Consider the following 14328-nt stretch of genomic DNA (forward strand, 5'->3'; position numbering starts at 1 on the left):
GCACGCTTCGACCAAGCCGGAAGGGTCAGTCGCCGAAGCCCGACTTGAAGCGCTGGATATCGCGCCGCGCCTTCTTGGTTGGCTTGCCGTCGCCGTGCGGGAAGCTGGCGCGCTCGGCCCTAAGTAACTCCTGCTTCTCTTCTCGGGCGAGGCGCACCGCCTCGTCCTCGCTGTAGAGCAGCACCGCCTCCTTGGCCGGGCGACGCAAGGTGGCGAGCGCCAGCACCGTCACCTTGTACTCGAGCTGGTTCAGGCGCAGTTCGAGCAGATCTCCCTCGCGCACATTGCGCGACGCCTTGACCCGGTCGCCGTTGACATAGACGCGACCGAGTTCGATCGCCTCGTTGGCCAGCGCGCGTGTCTTGAAGAAGCGCGCCGCCCACAGCCACTTGTCGAGACGGACCTTGCCGTCGTCCTGCTCAACTGCTGGCTTTTTCATGCCGCCACCGTGAAGCTGGCCCGCACCAGGCCGTGCAGATCGAGCTCGAGCCGGTCACCCGGCTGGATCGCCGCGACGCCTTCCGGCGTGCCGGTGAAGATCAGGTCGCCGGCGGTCAGGCCGTAGATGTGCGACAGGTAGCTGACCAGCTGCGCGACCGGGAACAGCATCAGCGAGGTGTTGCCGGTCTGGCGGGTTTCGCCGTTGACGTTGAGTGAGAAACCGAGCGACTGCGGGTCGCGCACCAGGCTCGCCGACACGAAGTCGGACACGCAGGCGGCGCCGCGAAAACCCTTCGCCTTGGCCCATGGGTGGCCCTTCTGCTTGGCGACGCTCTGTACGTCGCGCGCGGTCAGGTCGAGGCCGATGCCGTAGCCGGCGATATGCGACAGCGCCCGGTCGGCCGGGATGTCGTCGCCGCCCTCGCCGACCAGCAGCACCAGCTCGCACTCGTGATGCACGTCGTGCGAGTAGTCGGGCAGCACGATCGGCTGGCTCTCGTCGAGCAGCGCCGAGGTCGGTTTCAGGAACACCATCGGTTCGGTCTCGACCGCGTTGCCGAGTTCCGCCGCGTGCGCCGCGTAGTTGCGGCCGATGCAGAACAGGTTGGAAACCGGCAGCGCCCGGCCGTCGAGGGTAATTGTTTTCATGGTATCGCCTCCTTTGTAGAAGGCCATTATCGCAAAAACGCCGCCGGGCTTGGGCCCTGGCGGCGTGTGTTTTTGCTGGCTTCGGGCAGGGCCATGCCCTGCCGCCTTATCCGGTCGCTACTCAGCGCACTTCGACGTGCGGTGTACCGTGCTCGAGCCGGCCGATCTTGGCCGCGTAGGCGAAGCCCGCCTTCCAGAACCGCTCCAACACCTCGTCGGCCGCCTCCGGCGCCACCGACACCAACAGGCCGCCGCTGGTCTGCGGGTCGACCAAGAGGCGGCGCTGCCACTCGGCGATGTTCGAGCCGAACTTCACGCCGTCGCCGAAGCTGTCCATATTGCGTTCGATCGCGCCCGGACCGATGCCCTGTTCGGCCAAGGGCAGCGCCTCGGCCAGGATCGGTACATTGTTCATCTCGACCATGCCGGTCAGGCCGGCGCCGCGGCACAGCTCCAAGAGGTGGCCGACCAGGCCGAAGCCGGTCACGTCGGTGAGTGCGTGCACGCCGTCCAGCGGCGCGAGCTCGGCACCGACGGTATTGAGCTTGGTGGTGGTGGAGATCAGCTCGGCGTAGCCGGCGTCGGACAGCAGGCCCTTCTTCATCGCCTGCGCCAGCACGCCAACGCCGAGGCCCTTGCCGAGGATCAGCACGTCGCCGGCCTTCGCTTCACTATTGCGCTTGAGCTCCTTCGGGTGCACCACGCCGAGCGCGACCAGGCCGTAGATCGGCTCGGGCGAGTCGATCGAGTGGCCGCCGGCGAGCGGAATGCCGGCCGCGTGGCAGACCGATTCGCCGCCGTCGAGGATCGCCTTGATCGTCTCGACCGGCAGCACGTTGACCGGCATGCCGACGATCGCCAGCGCCATGATCGGCGTCGCGCCCATCGCATAGATGTCGGACAGCGCGTTGGTCGCGGCGATGCGGCCGAAGTCGTAGGCGTCGTCGACGATGGGCATGAAGAAGTCGGTGGTGGCGACGATCGCCTGGCTCGCGTTGAGCTGGTAGACCGCCGCGTCGTCGCTGGTTTCGGCGCCGACCAGCAGGTTCGGGAACGCCATCTTCTCCTTGACGCCGGACAGGATGGTCTCCAGCACCGACGGCGCGATTTTGCAGCCGCAACCGCCACCGTGAGACAATTGCGTCAATTTGATTTCCGACATGGCTTACCCCATTCCCAGCATGCTATTCAAGGTCGCGAACGTAGCACAACGTACCCAGTTTGACGAGATCATCGACGTGCGCACGCCGGCGGAATTCGCCGAGGATCACCTGCCCGGTGCGATCAACTGCCCGGTGCTGGACGATGAGGAGCGGGTACGCGTGGGCACGCTGTACAAGCAGGTGTCGCCGTTCGAGGCGCGCAAGATCGGCGCCGCGCTGGTGGCGAGGAACATCGCCCGCCACATCGAGGAGCGTTTTCATGATCGGCCAAAAGACTGGCGGCCGCTGATCTATTGTTGGCGCGGCGGCCAGCGCAGCGCCGCCACCGCGATCATCTTCGCGCAGATCGGCTGGCGGGCGCACCAACTCGAGGGCGGCTACAAGGCGTACCGCCACGAGGTAATGGCGAAGTTGGCCGAACGCCCGAGCCAGCTCGACCTGCGTGTGGTGTGCGGGCCGACCGGCTCGGGCAAGAGCCGGCTCTTGGCGGCGCTGGTACGCACCGGCCACCAAGTGCTCGACCTGGAAGGCCTGGCGCGCCACCGCGGCTCGGTGCTCGGCAAGCTGCCGGACGAACCGCAGCCGGCGCAGAAGGGCTTCGACTCGCAACTCTTGGCCGCGATCGAAGCGCTCGACCCGGCACGCCCGGTATTCGTCGAGGCCGAGAGCAAGCGCATCGGCTTCGTGTCGCTGCCGGATGCGCTGTTCGCGCGGATGCACGACAGCGCCTGCCTGATGGTCGAGGTGCCGATGGCCGAGCGGGTGCGCTTCCTCTGCGAGGATTACGACTTCTACCTGAACGACCCGGACAGCCTGATCCGCCAGCTCGGCTTCCTGAAGGGCGTGTACGCCAACCGCGATCTCGAAGCGTGGTACGCGATGGCGCGCGAGGGGCGCTTCGCGGCGCTGGTCGAGGAGTTGCTGGTGCGCCATTACGACCCGCTCTACTTCCGCTCGATGAACCAGCACTATCCGCAGCTGGCCGCCGCGCCGCGCTTGAGCCTGACGAGCCTCGCGCCGGACGCGCTCGACGCCGCCGCCGCGACGCTGTAACCGTGCCGAACTTGCCGGGTTCGGCCAACTTTTCCCACGAATCCTGATGAGCCATCACGCCGAACTCGACTGGTCCGAAGGGCTGCCCGCTTCCACCCGCTTCGGCGACGTGTACTTCTCGCGCGCCAGCGGCCTGGCGGAGACCCGCCACGTGTTCCTCGCCAACAACCGCCTGCCGGAGCGCTTCGCCGCGCTGGCGCCGGGCGAGGCGTTCACCATCGCCGAAACCGGCTTCGGCACCGGGCTGAACTTCCTCGCCGCCTGGCAGTGCTTCGCCGAGCACGCGCCGGCCGAAGCGCGGCTCGCCTTCGTCAGCGTCGAGAAGTACCCGCTCGCGCCAGCCGACCTCGAACGCGCGCTGGCGCTGTGGCCGGAGCTGACCGAGTTCTCTGCGCCGTTGCTGGCCCAGTACGACTGGCTGAGCCCAGGCTGGCACCGCTTCGTGTTCGACGACGGCAGGGTCACTCTGACCTTGGCGATCGGCGATGCCCTCACGATGTACCCGCAGCTCGACCTGCGCGCCGGCCGCGGCATCGACGCCTGGCTCCTCGACGGTTTCGCGCCGGCCAAGAACCCGGAAATGTGGCAGCAGCCGCTGTTCGACCAGATGGCGCGGCTCGCCGCGCCCGGCGCGAGCTTCGCCACCTTCACCAGCGCAGGCGCGGTACGGCGGGGCCTGGCCGCGGCCGGCTTCGCGGTGCGCAAGGTGGCAGGCTACGGCCACAAGCGCGAGATGAGCGTCGGCGAGCTAGTAGCGAAACCGCAGACCGGCTGGCAGGCACCGTGGTACGCGCCGCCGCCCGCGCCGGGCATCAAGACCGCGCTGGTGATCGGCGGCGGCCTAGCCGGCGCGTCGACCGCGCACAGCCTGGCGATCCGCGGCTGGCAGGTGACGCTGCTGGAGCGCCACGGCGCGCTCGCGCAGGAGGCGTCCGGCAACCCGCAGGGCGTGCTGTACACCAAGCTGTCGGCGCACTTCACCCCGCTGACCCAACTGGTGCTGGCCGGCTACGGCTACTCGCTGCGCACACTCGCCGCGATGCTGCCGCAGGGCGACGCCTGGCAGCGCTGCGGTGTGCTGCAGCTGGCGCAGGACGAGGCCACCGCCGCCAAACAGGTCAAGTTGGCCGAAGCCGGCCTGCCGCCCGCGGTGCTGCGCGCGGTCGACGCGGCCGAGGCGTCGGCGCTAGCCGGCCTTACGTTGACGGATGGCGGGCTGTGGTTCGAACAAGGCGGCTGGGTCAACCCGCCGACGCTGGTCAATGCGCTAGCGAGCCACCCGAACATCCGCGTGCTGACCCACGCCGGGGTGTTGCGGCTGGAACGAATCGACGATGACTGGTGCGCGCTCGGCGAGGACGGCGAGCTGGCGCGCGCGGCGGTGGCGGTGCTCGCCGGCGCCGCCGACACGCGCGGCTTCGCCGCCACCGCCGATCTGCCGCTCAAACGCATCCGCGGCCAGGTGTCGGTGACGCCGGCCACTACGGCAAGCCGTGCATTGAAAGCCGTGTTGTGCGGCGAGGGCTATGTCTCGCCGGTACGCGATGGCACACATTGCTTCGGCGCGAGCTTCAAGTTCGACAGCGACGACCTTTCGGCCAACGTCGAGGAGCACCGGGAGAACCTGGCGATGCTGGCAGAACTCGCGCCGGCGCTGTACGACGCGCTCGGCGGCGATGCGCTCGATGCGGCCGGTCTGACTGGCCGCGCCGCGTTCCGCTGCACCAGCCCGGACTACCTGCCGATCGTCGGCCCGGTCGCGCGCCCCGAGCGGCTTGCCACTACGTATGCCGAGCTGGCCAATGACGCCAAGGCGCAGCCGGAGGCCGTCTGCCCCTACGAGCCGGGCCTGTACGTCAACGCCGCGCACGGCTCGCGCGGGCTGATCACCGCGCCGCTGTCGGGAGAAATCCTCGCCGCACAGCTCAACGGCGAAGTCGCACCCTTAGGCCGCGCGCTGATGGACGCGGTGCACCCCAGCCGCTTCGCGATCCGCAAGCTGATGCGGCGCCAGGGCTGAGCGCCGCAGTGTGACAGTGAAAAAACTACCCCATCAAACGCAACTCGCCTCGTACTCCGCAACAGCTTGTTCGATCACCGCGCGGATGTCGTCCGGGATCGGCACCGACTTGCCGGCCTGGTAGTCGACCCACACCAGCGTCGCCTCGGCGGCGGCGTACACCGTGTCCGGGTCGTCGTCGCGATAGAAGTGGTGGCGCAGCTTCAGGCTGCTCTTGCCGAGCTTTTCCAGTTCCAGCGTCACCACCACGGTGGCCGGGTAGGTCAGCTCGCGGCGGAAGCTGCAGCCGGTGCTGGCGATCACCGGGCCGACGCCGGCGGGGTCGATGTCGTGGCCGAGCTTTTCCAGCCAATTGAGCCGAGTCTGCTCCAGGTAGCGGAAGTAATAGGTGTTGTTCAGATGGCCGATGGCGTCCATATCGCCCCAGCGCATCGTGATGGTTTCGCGCGCGATAACCGGCAACAACTTTTCCATGAATTCCTCGTGCTTGGTATCTGAGTGGTCCGCGAGTCGAGGATCGCTCGAGCGGCGCCAGCACTTTTATTACTAACGTACGTTACCATAAGCCATTAACATCCGCCTGTCACATACCGTCACACAAGTCCCATAAAAGACCTGCACGAGACACCCGGCCTAGGTTGCATACTAAATTCACGTTGCAGGCCCCCCCCCCAACGGATGCGCCCTCCCCCCGTAAGGCGCGTTCGCCGCCTGCAGCGTGGTCTCACCAGTTCTGGATTCTGGACATCCTGACATCCTTGTTTTTCCGCCCCGTCGCCCCCGATGGGGCATTTTTTTTCCACGGCAACCCGACACGAAAAAGGCCGGGTCTACACCCGGCCCATCATATAGATACAGGGACACTCAGCGCCCCTCCCCCTCGACGGGAGCCCGCTCCTCGGGCGGCAGACGGCGCACCAGCACCTTGTCGACCCGGGTCTTGTCCATGTCCATCACCTCGAACGCCAGATCGCGCCACTCGAAGCGGTCGGCCGGCGCCGGCACCCGGCCGAGCTGGTACATCACGAAGCCGCCGAGCGTATTGATGCTACCGCTGTCCTCGCCGGGCAGCAGGCTGTCGATGTCGAAATGCTCCTTGAAGCGGTCGATCGCCAGCATGCCGTCGATCAGCCAGCTGCCGTCCTGACGCTCGACGATCTCGTCCTCGTCGGACAGGTCCGCCTCCGGCAGGTCGCCGACGATCGCTTCGAGCACGTCGTTCATCGTCACCAGGCCTTCGAGCTCGCCGTACTCGTCGACCACCAGCGCGATGTGGGTGCGGGTCTTCTTGAACTGTTCCAACAATTGCATCGGCGACAGCGTGCCGGGCACATAGAGCGGCGGCTTGACGGTGTGCGCCAGGTCGATCGTCTCGCCGGCCAGCAGGCAGTTGAGCAGGTCCTTGGCGCTGACCATGCCGATTACCTGATCGAGGTTGCCCTTGCACACCGGGAAGCGCGAGTAGCCGCTGTCCCTCATCAGCCGGTGGTTATCATCGGCGCTGTCCTCGATGTCGAGGCAGACGATCTCCTTGCGCGGCGTCATGATCGAGGCGAGCTTGCGGTCGTCGAGGCGGAAGATGTTCTCGACCAGCTCCTGCTCGGCACGCTCGAACACCCCCTCCTCGGCCCCCTGCTCCATCAGCCCGCGGATTTCCTCTTCGGTGATCGACGGCTCCTTGCTCTTGCCGGAGCCGATCAGGCGCAAAATGGTATCGGTGGTCAGGCTGAGCAGCTTGACCAGCGGCGCGCCGGCCTTGGAAAGATAGCGCATCGGCCTCGCCACCACGGTGGCGATCATCTCCGGGTTGTGCATCGCGATGCGCTTAGGCACCAGTTCGCCGAAGATCAGCGAGAAGAAGGTAATGATGGCTACCATCACCGCAGTGGAAACCGGGTCGGCGTAACTGGCCAGCGCCGGAAAGCCGCGCATCCATTCGGCCAACTCGGCGGCGATCGCCGCTTCGCCGAACACTCCCAACAGGATGGCGGTGGAGGTGATGCCGATCTGGATGGTGGACAGGAAGCGGGTCGGCTCGCCGGACAGTTTCAGCGCGATCGCGGCGCTGCGGTTGCCTTCGTCGGCCCACTGCTGCAACCGGACCTTGCGCGACGAAACCAGGGCGATTTCGGACATGGCAAACACGCCATTGATGGCAATCAGCAGCAGTACTATCAGAACGTCCACGGGCTTTCCACGGTATGAGTAATGCGCAAGCTTAAGGCCGAACCGGCAAACTTGGAAAGACGGCGCGGTCACGCGGCGCCGTGCTACCATGGCGGCCGCTTGAAAAACCCTGCAAAACCACCATTTTAGCACCATGACCCAGACTTCCAGCGTCTCCCGGCAGCCGCTGCCACTGGACGACAGCCTCACCTCGCTGACCGGCCTGCTGCCGGACCAGGAGCTGTGGCTGTTGGTCGTGGCCGGCTGGTGCCTGCTGTGCTGCCCGTGGCTGGTGCTGAACAACGCCTTCGCGCCGCTGCGCCAACTGGCGCGGCTGGTGGTCGGCCACCGCTCGCTGGCGGCGGTGCTGTACCGGCTATGTTTCAGGCCGCCGAGCCCGGCGAGCCACATCCTGTCGCGCCACGAGCTGGTGCTGTTCGCACTGCCCCTAGGGCTGCGCCCGCGCCTGCCGCTGCGCCTATAAGTCGAACCTGTCTGCCCCTTCGCATTTCACCATTCCCTCTAGACAGGATTCTTCTTATATGAAACGCATCGTCCTTTTTCTGTTGACCAACATCGCCGTGATGGTGGTGCTGAGCATCACCGCGTCGCTGCTCGGCGTGAACCGCTTCATCACCGCCAATGGCATGAACTTCACCGCGCTGATCGGCTTTGCCGCCGTGTTCGGCTTCGGTGGCGCCTTCATCTCGCTGTTCATGTCCAAGTGGATGGCCAAGATGTCGACCGGCGCGCAGGTGATCGAAAAGCCGCGCAACCCGACCGAAACCTGGCTGATGAACACTGTGCAGCGCCAAGCGCTGGCCGCCGGCATCGCGATGCCGGAAGTCGCGGTCTACGACTCGCCGGAGGTCAACGCCTTCGCCACCGGCCCGGGCAAGAACAACTCGCTGGTCGCGGTCAGCACCGGCCTGCTCTACAACATGACCGAAGACGAGGTCGAGGCGGTGCTGGCGCACGAGATCAGCCACGTCGCCAACGGTGACATGGTGACGCTGGCGCTGATCCAGGGCGTGGTGAACACCTTCGTGATCGCGATCTCGAAAGTGGTCGCCTACGCGGTCGACCGTGCACTGTCGGGCAATAACAACGAGGAAGGCGGCAACAGCGCGCCGGGCATGGCCTACTACGTCACCAGCATCGTCTGCGAGATCCTGCTCGGCTTCCTCGCCAGCATCATCGTGATGTGGTTCAGCCGCCAGCGCGAATTCCGCGCCGACGCCGGCGCCGCCACCATCGCCGGCCGCAACAAGATGATCGCCGCGCTGGAGCGGCTGCGCGCCCAGCACGAGCCGGCGCAACTGCCATCGCAAATGCAGGCGATGGGCATCAACGGCGGCTTCCGCTCGCTGTTCAGCTCGCACCCGTCGCTGGAAGACCGCATCAACGCGCTGCGCAACGCCCGGTAACGGACTGCGCCCAACTGACAAAAAGCCGAACCGTAATGGTTCGGCTTTTTTCATGGCTGCCGCCTAAGAGCCGCTGACAAAACCCAGCGAAGCGATCCTGCTCATCGCCCTGCCGCAGACAGTACAAGGAGTAGGCAAGGCAAGGCAGGGCAACAACGCCGAGAGGGTTTTGTTAGCGGCGCTTAGCAGGCCAACCCATTCGGCGTCGGCCTAAGGCAGGCTTATCAGGCTTCCACGCGGCCGAGGCTGAGCAGCCGCAGGCCGTTGAACACCACCAACAGGCTAGCGCCCATGTCGGCGAACACCGCCATCCACAGCGTCGCGTCGCCGGCGATCGCCAACAGCAGGAACACCGCCTTGATGCCGAGCGCCAGCGTGATGTTCTGGCTCAGCACCCTGGCGGTGGCGTGCGACAGCCGCACGAACAGCGCGAGCTTGCGCGGGTCGTCGTCCATGATCGCCACGTCAGCGGTCTCGAGCGCGGTGGCGGTGCCGGCCGCCCCCATCGCGAAGCCGATGTCGGCGCGTGCCAGCGCCGGCGCGTCATTGACGCCGTCGCCGACCATGCCGACCTGGCCGTAGCGGGCCTTCAGTTCGCCGACCGCTTGCTGCTTGTCTTCCGGCAGCAGATTGCCGCGCGCGTCGGCGATGCCGAGCTGCTCGGCGATCACACGGGCGGTGGTCGGGTTGTCGCCGGTCAGCATCACCGGCACGACGCCGAGCGCGTGCAGCTGCTCGACCGCGGCACGACTCTCCGGCCGCACGCTGTCGGCGACGCTGAAGATCGCCAGCGGTGCGGTTTCCGAGCACAGCACGATCGCGGTCTTGCCCTGCCCCTCCAGCGCCTCGAGCCGCGCTTCCAGCACCGGCGAGCAGATGCCCAGCTCCTCGACCAGGCGATGGTTGCCGAGCCGCCACAACGCGCCGTCGACCCGACCGGCCACGCCGCGGCCGAGCAGCGCGGCGAAGTCGCCGACCGGCCGCAGCGTGTCGCCCGGCAGCCGTTCGCGCCAGCCGCTGACCACCGCCTGCGCGATCGGGTGGGTGGAATGCTCGTCGAGGCTGGCCGCGAGGCGCAAGGCCTCGACCGCCGGCAACGCGCCGAATGGGATCACATCGACCAACACCGGCTTGCCCTGCGTCAGCGTGCCGGTCTTGTCGAGCGCCACCGACTTCAGCTTGCGGCCGTTTTCCAGGTACACCCCGCCCTTCACCAGGATGCCCTGGCGCGCGGCGGCGGCGAGGCCGCTGACCACCGTCACCGGCGTCGAGACCACCAAGGCGCACGGGCAGGCGATCACCAGCAGCACCAGCGCGCGGTAGACCCAGTCGCCCCACGCGCCGCCGAGCCACAGCGGGCCGGCCAGCGCCACCGCGATCGCGACCAGCACCACGACCGGCGTGTAGTAGTGCGCGAAGGCATCGACGAAGCGCTGCGTCGGCGCGCGCTGACCCTGCGCGTCCTGGATCGCCGCGGCGATCCGCGCCAAGGTGCTGTCGCCGGCGGCAGCGGTGACTTCGGTCTCGATCACGCCGTCGGTGACGATGCTGCCGGCGAACACCGGGTCGCCGACCGCCTTGTCGACCGGCAGACTCTCGCCGGTGATCGGCGCCTGGTCGAGCGCCGCCTGGCCGGACAGCACCCGGGCGTCGAGCGGCACGCGTTCGCCGGGGCGCACCCGTACCCGCGTGCCAACCACTACATTAGCGGCCGGCTGGTCGACCCAGCCGCCGCCCTGCCAGACGTTGGCCGAATCGGGTGCCAGCGCGGTCAGAGAGCGGATCGCGTTGCGTGCGCGCTCCAGCGACAGCGCCTCGATCGCTTCGGCCAGCGCGAACAGGAACACCACCATCGCCGCTTCCGGCCAGCTGCCGACGATCAGCGCGCCGGTCACCGCCAACGTCATCAGGAAGTAGATATTGAGAGTGAGGTTCTTCAGTGCGATCCAGCCCTTCTTCAGCGTCGGCAGGCCGGCGCTGGCGACCGATAGTACGGTCAAGAGCAGCACCGGCCAGGCACGCTCCTGCCCGCTGCCCCACGCGTACAGCTCGGCGCCGAGCGCGGCGACGCCGCTGATCGCCAGCAGCCACTGGGCGCGACGGCTCAGGGCCGGGGCCAGCTCGGCGGCCGGGGCGTCGGCCGCGATGGTCTGGCCACGCATGCCGAGGCTCTCCAGCGCGCTGAAGAAGCCGTCGATGTCGTCGCGCCGATGGTGCACGGTCAGCTCGCGCTCGATCAGGTTGAAGTCGAGCCGTGCCACCCCGTCCATCGCTTCGAGCTTGGTGCGGATCAGCCGCTCTTCGGTCGGGCAGTCCATCGCCTCGATGCGCAGCCGCAGCGCCTGTGTGCCCTCCGGCGCACGGCCGTGGTACACCGGCGCGGCCGGACCATGGTCGTGGTCGTGGTCGTGGTCGTGGTCGTGAGTATGATCATCGTGGCGATGCACCGGCGCACGCTTGCCCGGATTGACGGCGCGATAGCCGTTGCGCGGCGTCGCCTCGGCGGGAATCGATTCGTGACCGGCGCAGCAGGCCGCCTGTGGCTTGTGCAGGCGGCTCGGCGGCTGGTGCGAAGCTCGTTCAGTGGCTTTCATGCGTATCCCTTTTTTTCTGGACACTATCTATACTGAACCCTGTAGTCACTACAGGGTCAAGCCATGCCGGAACCAACACTCACCATCGGTCAACTGGGCAGCGCCGCCGGGGTCAACGTCGAGACGGTGCGCTACTACGAGAAGGTCGGCCTCTTGCCAGCACCGCCGCGCAGCGCCAGCGGTTACCGCCACTACCCGGCCGGCGTAGTGCATCGCCTGCACTTCATCCGCCGCGGCCGCGAGCTCGGCTTCACCATCGACGAGATCCGCGCGCTGTTGACGCTGGCCCACCACCCGGACGAACCGTGCGCGCAGGCCGATCAGCTGGCGCGCCAGCACCTGGCCGAGGTCGAGGCGAAGATCGCCGACCTCACCAAGATGCGCGACGAACTGACCAAGCTGGCGTTCTGCGACGGCCACGCGGTGCACGACTGCCGCCTGCTCGACGCGCTGTCCTGCCACGACGACCATTGCAGCGTCGAGCCGGCCCAGACCTAGCCTCTGTCATTATCAACTTGGCCGTTTTTTGTTTTTCGTCATACCCTTAAGGCGTACGCAACCCGCAACTTAAGGAGCGCATCATGGGATGGATCATCGCGATCATCGTCGGCGGCATCATCGGCTGGCTGGCCAGCAAGGTGATGGGCACCAGCGAAGGCATCATCGCCAACGTGATCGTCGGCATTGTCGGCTCGAGCCTGGGCCGCTGGGTGTTCGGCGATCTGCTCGGCATCGGCAGCGCCTGGAAGGCAGGCAGCTTCTCGCTGGCGGGCCTGGCGTTCGGCGTGCTCGGCGCGGTGATCCTGCTCTGGATTCTGAAGAAAATCGGCATCGTCAAATAGCCCCGGCCGTTGTGTCCCGCCTGCCGGTGGGGCGCAACGGTTCACACCTTGCCCCATTGGACATCGCCACGCATGAGCACAGCCAACCCGCCCGCCCTGCTGATCATCGATATGCAACGCGCGATCGACCACCCCAGCTGGGGTACGCGCAACAACCCGCATGCCGAACACCGCCTGCTGGCGCTGCTGCAGCACTGGCGTGAGCAGGCGTATCCGGTCGTCCATATCCGCCACGACTCGCTGATGGAAGCGTCGTACTACCGCCCCGGCCAGCCGTGGCACGCGTTCAAGGCGGGCTTCACCCCGCTCGACGACGAGCCGGTGTTCGCCAAGCAGGTGAACAGCGCCTTCATCGGCACCGAGCTGGAGGCGTGGCTGCGCGAACGCGACATCACCACGCTGGTGGTCGGCGGCGTGATCACCAACAACTCGGTCGAGGCGACGGTGCGAATGGCCGGCAACCTCGGCTTCGAGGTGTTCCTCGCCGCCGACGCCTGCTACACCTTCGACCGCACCGACCTGACCGGCCGGCACTGGAGCGCCGAGGACATCCACCAGCTGTCGCTGGCCAATCTGGACGGCGAGTACTGCACCGTCAGCGATAGCGAGAGCCTGCTGGCGATGTTCCTGTAGGAGTCACTCACAAAACGAGGCGTTGCCGAGTTTCCGCGAAACTAAACCCCTCCCGGCGTTGTTGTGCTGCCTTGCCGTACGCCGTGTACTGTCTTCGGAGGCACGCCTAGCCGGGATCGCTACGCTGGGTTTTGTTAGCGACTCAAAGAATCTGCACCATGAAAAAGGTTGGCCGAACAGCGCGTTCGGCCAACCTTTTGTCTTGCTTACCACCACGCGGCGTGGCGGCTCATGCTTACGCCGCCAGCCGGTCCACCTCGGCCAGCCAGCGCGCCTTGTCCTCGGCGGACAGCCAGCTGGCGGCAAAGCCATTCTTCACCAGCGTCAGCACCTCGTCGCGCGACAGGCCCAGCACCTCGGCACAGGCGAGCAGGTTGTCCTGCAGGTAGCCGCCGAAGTACGCCGGGTCGTCCGAGTTCACCGTCGCCACCAGCCCCTGCTCGAGCAGCTGCTTCAGGTTGTGGTCGGCGAGCTTATCAAACACCTTCAGCCGCACGTTCGAGAACGGGCACACCGTCAGCGGCATGCCGGTGTCGACCAGGCGCTGCACCAGCGCGGCATCTTCCAGCGCGCGCACGCCGTGATCGATCCGCGACACGTCCAAGAGGTCGAGCGCCTGCCAGACGTAGTCCGGCGGGCCCTCCTCGCCGGCGTGCGCGACGCGCGGCAGGCCGAGCTGTTTGCAGCGTTCGAACAGCCGGGTGAACTTCTCCGGCGGGTTGCCCTGTTCGCTCGAATCGAGGCCGACGCCGTCGAGGCGCTCCAGATGCGGCAGCGCCTGTTCCAAGGTGGCGAAACCGTCCTCTTCGGACAGATGGCGCAGGAAGCTCATGATCAGCCGGTAGCTGATGCCGAAGCGCGCCTTGCCGTCCTCGAGCGCGCGGTGGATGCCATCCAACACCGTCTCGAACGCGATGCCGCGCGCGGTGTGCGTTTGCGGGTCGAAGAAGATTTCGGTGTGGACGATGTTATCGGCACGGGCCTTCTCCAGATACGCCCAGGTCAGGTCGTAGAAGTCCTGTTCGGTGACCAGCACATTGGCCCCGGCGTAATACAGATCGAGGAAAGACTGCAGATTGCTGAAGTCGTAGGCGGCGCGCAGCGCCTCGACGCTCGGGTACGGCAGCGCGACGCCGTTGCGCTGCGCCAGCGCGAACATCAGTTCCGGTTCGAACGAGCCCTCGATATGCAGGTGCAGTTCCACCTTGGGCAGCCGGCGGATCAACGCGGCAAGGTCGGTCGACATGGTTTTCTCCTGAGTACAGGCCGTAAGTGTAGCGGCCACGCGGGCAATAGAAAAACGGCGCGGAGATCCGCGCCGTTTCGTGAAAGGCAAAACGC

General features: G+C 66.8%; 14 protein-coding genes. 7 read left to right on the plus strand and 7 right to left on the minus strand.

The features are described from left to right. Positions 1-25: 25 nt before the first annotated feature. The 3 genes from ACZ2IA_RS05020 to selD all read right to left on the minus strand — a co-directional run bounded on the left by ACZ2IA_RS05020 (position 26) and on the right by selD (position 2236). Positions 26-439: an RNA-binding S4 domain-containing protein gene (locus ACZ2IA_RS05020; RefSeq protein ID WP_470291475.1), complete on the minus strand. Its 414-nt coding sequence runs from the start codon at positions 437-439 to the stop codon at positions 26-28. Next, entirely contained in the window at positions 436-1089 is a 654-nt protein-coding gene (locus ACZ2IA_RS05025; RefSeq protein WP_470291476.1) for a fumarylacetoacetate hydrolase family protein, read from the minus strand. Before ACZ2IA_RS05025 ends, ACZ2IA_RS05020 begins: the two co-directional genes overlap by 4 nt. Before the next feature lie 121 nt (positions 1090-1210). Continuing rightward, positions 1211-2236 (minus strand): selenide, water dikinase SelD, encoded by a 1026-nt coding sequence (gene selD / locus ACZ2IA_RS05030; protein WP_470291477.1) that lies wholly within the window; start codon positions 2234-2236, stop codon positions 1211-1213. Between the two features lie 13 nt (positions 2237-2249). Here selD and mnmH point away from each other — a divergent pair, with 13 nt between their 5' ends. Continuing rightward, positions 2250-3305, plus strand: coding sequence for a tRNA 2-selenouridine(34) synthase MnmH (gene mnmH / locus ACZ2IA_RS05035; protein WP_470291478.1), 1056 nt, complete (start codon positions 2250-2252; stop codon positions 3303-3305). A gap of 46 nt (positions 3306-3351) precedes the next feature. Then, positions 3352-5325 (plus strand): bifunctional tRNA (5-methylaminomethyl-2-thiouridine)(34)-methyltransferase MnmC2/FAD-dependent 5-carboxymethylaminomethyl-2-thiouridine(34) oxidoreductase MnmC1, encoded by a 1974-nt coding sequence (gene mnmC, locus ACZ2IA_RS05040; RefSeq protein ID WP_470291479.1) that lies wholly within the window; start codon positions 3352-3354, stop codon positions 5323-5325. Positions 5326-5358: 33 nt separating this feature from the next. Here mnmC and ACZ2IA_RS05045 read toward each other — a convergent pair whose 3' ends face one another. Together ACZ2IA_RS05045 and ACZ2IA_RS05050 are read right to left on the minus strand one after the other, a co-directional pair. Next, on the minus strand, positions 5359-5799 hold the full coding sequence (locus ACZ2IA_RS05045; protein ID WP_470291480.1) for an acyl-CoA thioesterase: 441 nt from the start codon (positions 5797-5799) through the stop codon (positions 5359-5361). Between the two features lie 390 nt (positions 5800-6189). Next, the gene (locus ACZ2IA_RS05050) at positions 6190-7512 is read right to left on the minus strand and encodes a hemolysin family protein (RefSeq protein WP_470291481.1); all 1323 of its coding nucleotides are present in this window, start codon (positions 7510-7512) and stop codon (positions 6190-6192) included. A 133-nt stretch (positions 7513-7645) separates the two neighbouring features. On the opposite strand from ACZ2IA_RS05050, the gene ACZ2IA_RS05055 reads away from it, so the two are divergent. Beyond that, positions 7646-7975: a hypothetical protein gene (locus ACZ2IA_RS05055; protein ID WP_470291482.1), complete on the plus strand. Its 330-nt coding sequence runs from the start codon at positions 7646-7648 to the stop codon at positions 7973-7975. 58 nt (positions 7976-8033) lie between these two features. Continuing rightward, positions 8034-8918 (plus strand): protease HtpX, encoded by an 885-nt coding sequence (gene htpX / locus ACZ2IA_RS05060; protein ID WP_470291483.1) that lies wholly within the window; start codon positions 8034-8036, stop codon positions 8916-8918. Positions 8919-9142: 224 nt separating this feature from the next. On the opposite strand, the gene ACZ2IA_RS05065 is transcribed toward htpX, so the two are convergent. Then, positions 9143-11512: a heavy metal translocating P-type ATPase gene (locus ACZ2IA_RS05065; protein ID WP_470291484.1), complete on the minus strand. Its 2370-nt coding sequence runs from the start codon at positions 11510-11512 to the stop codon at positions 9143-9145. A 63-nt stretch (positions 11513-11575) separates the two neighbouring features. Between ACZ2IA_RS05065 and ACZ2IA_RS05070 the strand changes: the two genes are divergently transcribed. From ACZ2IA_RS05070 to ACZ2IA_RS05080, 3 genes are all read left to right on the plus strand, one after another. Beyond that, entirely contained in the window at positions 11576-12010 is a 435-nt protein-coding gene (locus ACZ2IA_RS05070; RefSeq protein ID WP_470291485.1) for a MerR family transcriptional regulator, read from the plus strand. Positions 12011-12093: 83 nt separating this feature from the next. After that, positions 12094-12354, plus strand: coding sequence for a GlsB/YeaQ/YmgE family stress response membrane protein (locus ACZ2IA_RS05075; protein WP_470291486.1), 261 nt, complete (start codon positions 12094-12096; stop codon positions 12352-12354). Between the two features lie 72 nt (positions 12355-12426). Continuing rightward, a complete protein-coding gene (locus ACZ2IA_RS05080) occupies positions 12427-12987 on the plus strand; it encodes a cysteine hydrolase family protein (RefSeq protein ID WP_470291487.1) in 561 nt (186 codons plus the stop codon). Between the two features lie 235 nt (positions 12988-13222). Here the strand turns inward: ACZ2IA_RS05080 and ACZ2IA_RS05085 are convergent, their stop codons facing one another. Further along, positions 13223-14233, minus strand: a complete 1011-nt coding sequence (locus ACZ2IA_RS05085) for an adenosine deaminase (RefSeq protein ID WP_470291488.1) — start codon at positions 14231-14233, stop codon at positions 13223-13225. Between the last annotated feature and the right edge of the window lie 95 nt (positions 14234-14328).

The organism is Crenobacter sp. CS_VA4 (assembly GCF_055597485.1).

Coding starts and splice junctions, on each gene's coding strand:
- ACZ2IA_RS05070 (WP_470291485.1), top strand. CDS start 11,576: ATGCCGGAACCAACACTCACCATCGGTCAACTGGGCAGCGCCGCCGGG.
- ACZ2IA_RS05045 (WP_470291480.1), bottom strand. CDS start 5,799: ATGGAAAAGTTGTTGCCGGTTATCGCGCGCGAAACCATCACGATGCGC.
- mnmC (WP_470291479.1), top strand. CDS start 3,352: ATGAGCCATCACGCCGAACTCGACTGGTCCGAAGGGCTGCCCGCTTCC.
- ACZ2IA_RS05080 (WP_470291487.1), top strand. CDS start 12,427: ATGAGCACAGCCAACCCGCCCGCCCTGCTGATCATCGATATGCAACGC.
- ACZ2IA_RS05085 (WP_470291488.1), bottom strand. CDS start 14,233: ATGTCGACCGACCTTGCCGCGTTGATCCGCCGGCTGCCCAAGGTGGAA.
- ACZ2IA_RS05065 (WP_470291484.1), bottom strand. CDS start 11,512: ATGAAAGCCACTGAACGAGCTTCGCACCAGCCGCCGAGCCGCCTGCAC.
- mnmH (WP_470291478.1), top strand. CDS start 2,250: ATGGCTTACCCCATTCCCAGCATGCTATTCAAGGTCGCGAACGTAGCA.
- ACZ2IA_RS05055 (WP_470291482.1), top strand. CDS start 7,646: ATGACCCAGACTTCCAGCGTCTCCCGGCAGCCGCTGCCACTGGACGAC.
- ACZ2IA_RS05020 (WP_470291475.1), bottom strand. CDS start 439: ATGAAAAAGCCAGCAGTTGAGCAGGACGACGGCAAGGTCCGTCTCGAC.
- htpX (WP_470291483.1), top strand. CDS start 8,034: ATGAAACGCATCGTCCTTTTTCTGTTGACCAACATCGCCGTGATGGTG.
- ACZ2IA_RS05075 (WP_470291486.1), top strand. CDS start 12,094: ATGGGATGGATCATCGCGATCATCGTCGGCGGCATCATCGGCTGGCTG.
- ACZ2IA_RS05025 (WP_470291476.1), bottom strand. CDS start 1,089: ATGAAAACAATTACCCTCGACGGCCGGGCGCTGCCGGTTTCCAACCTG.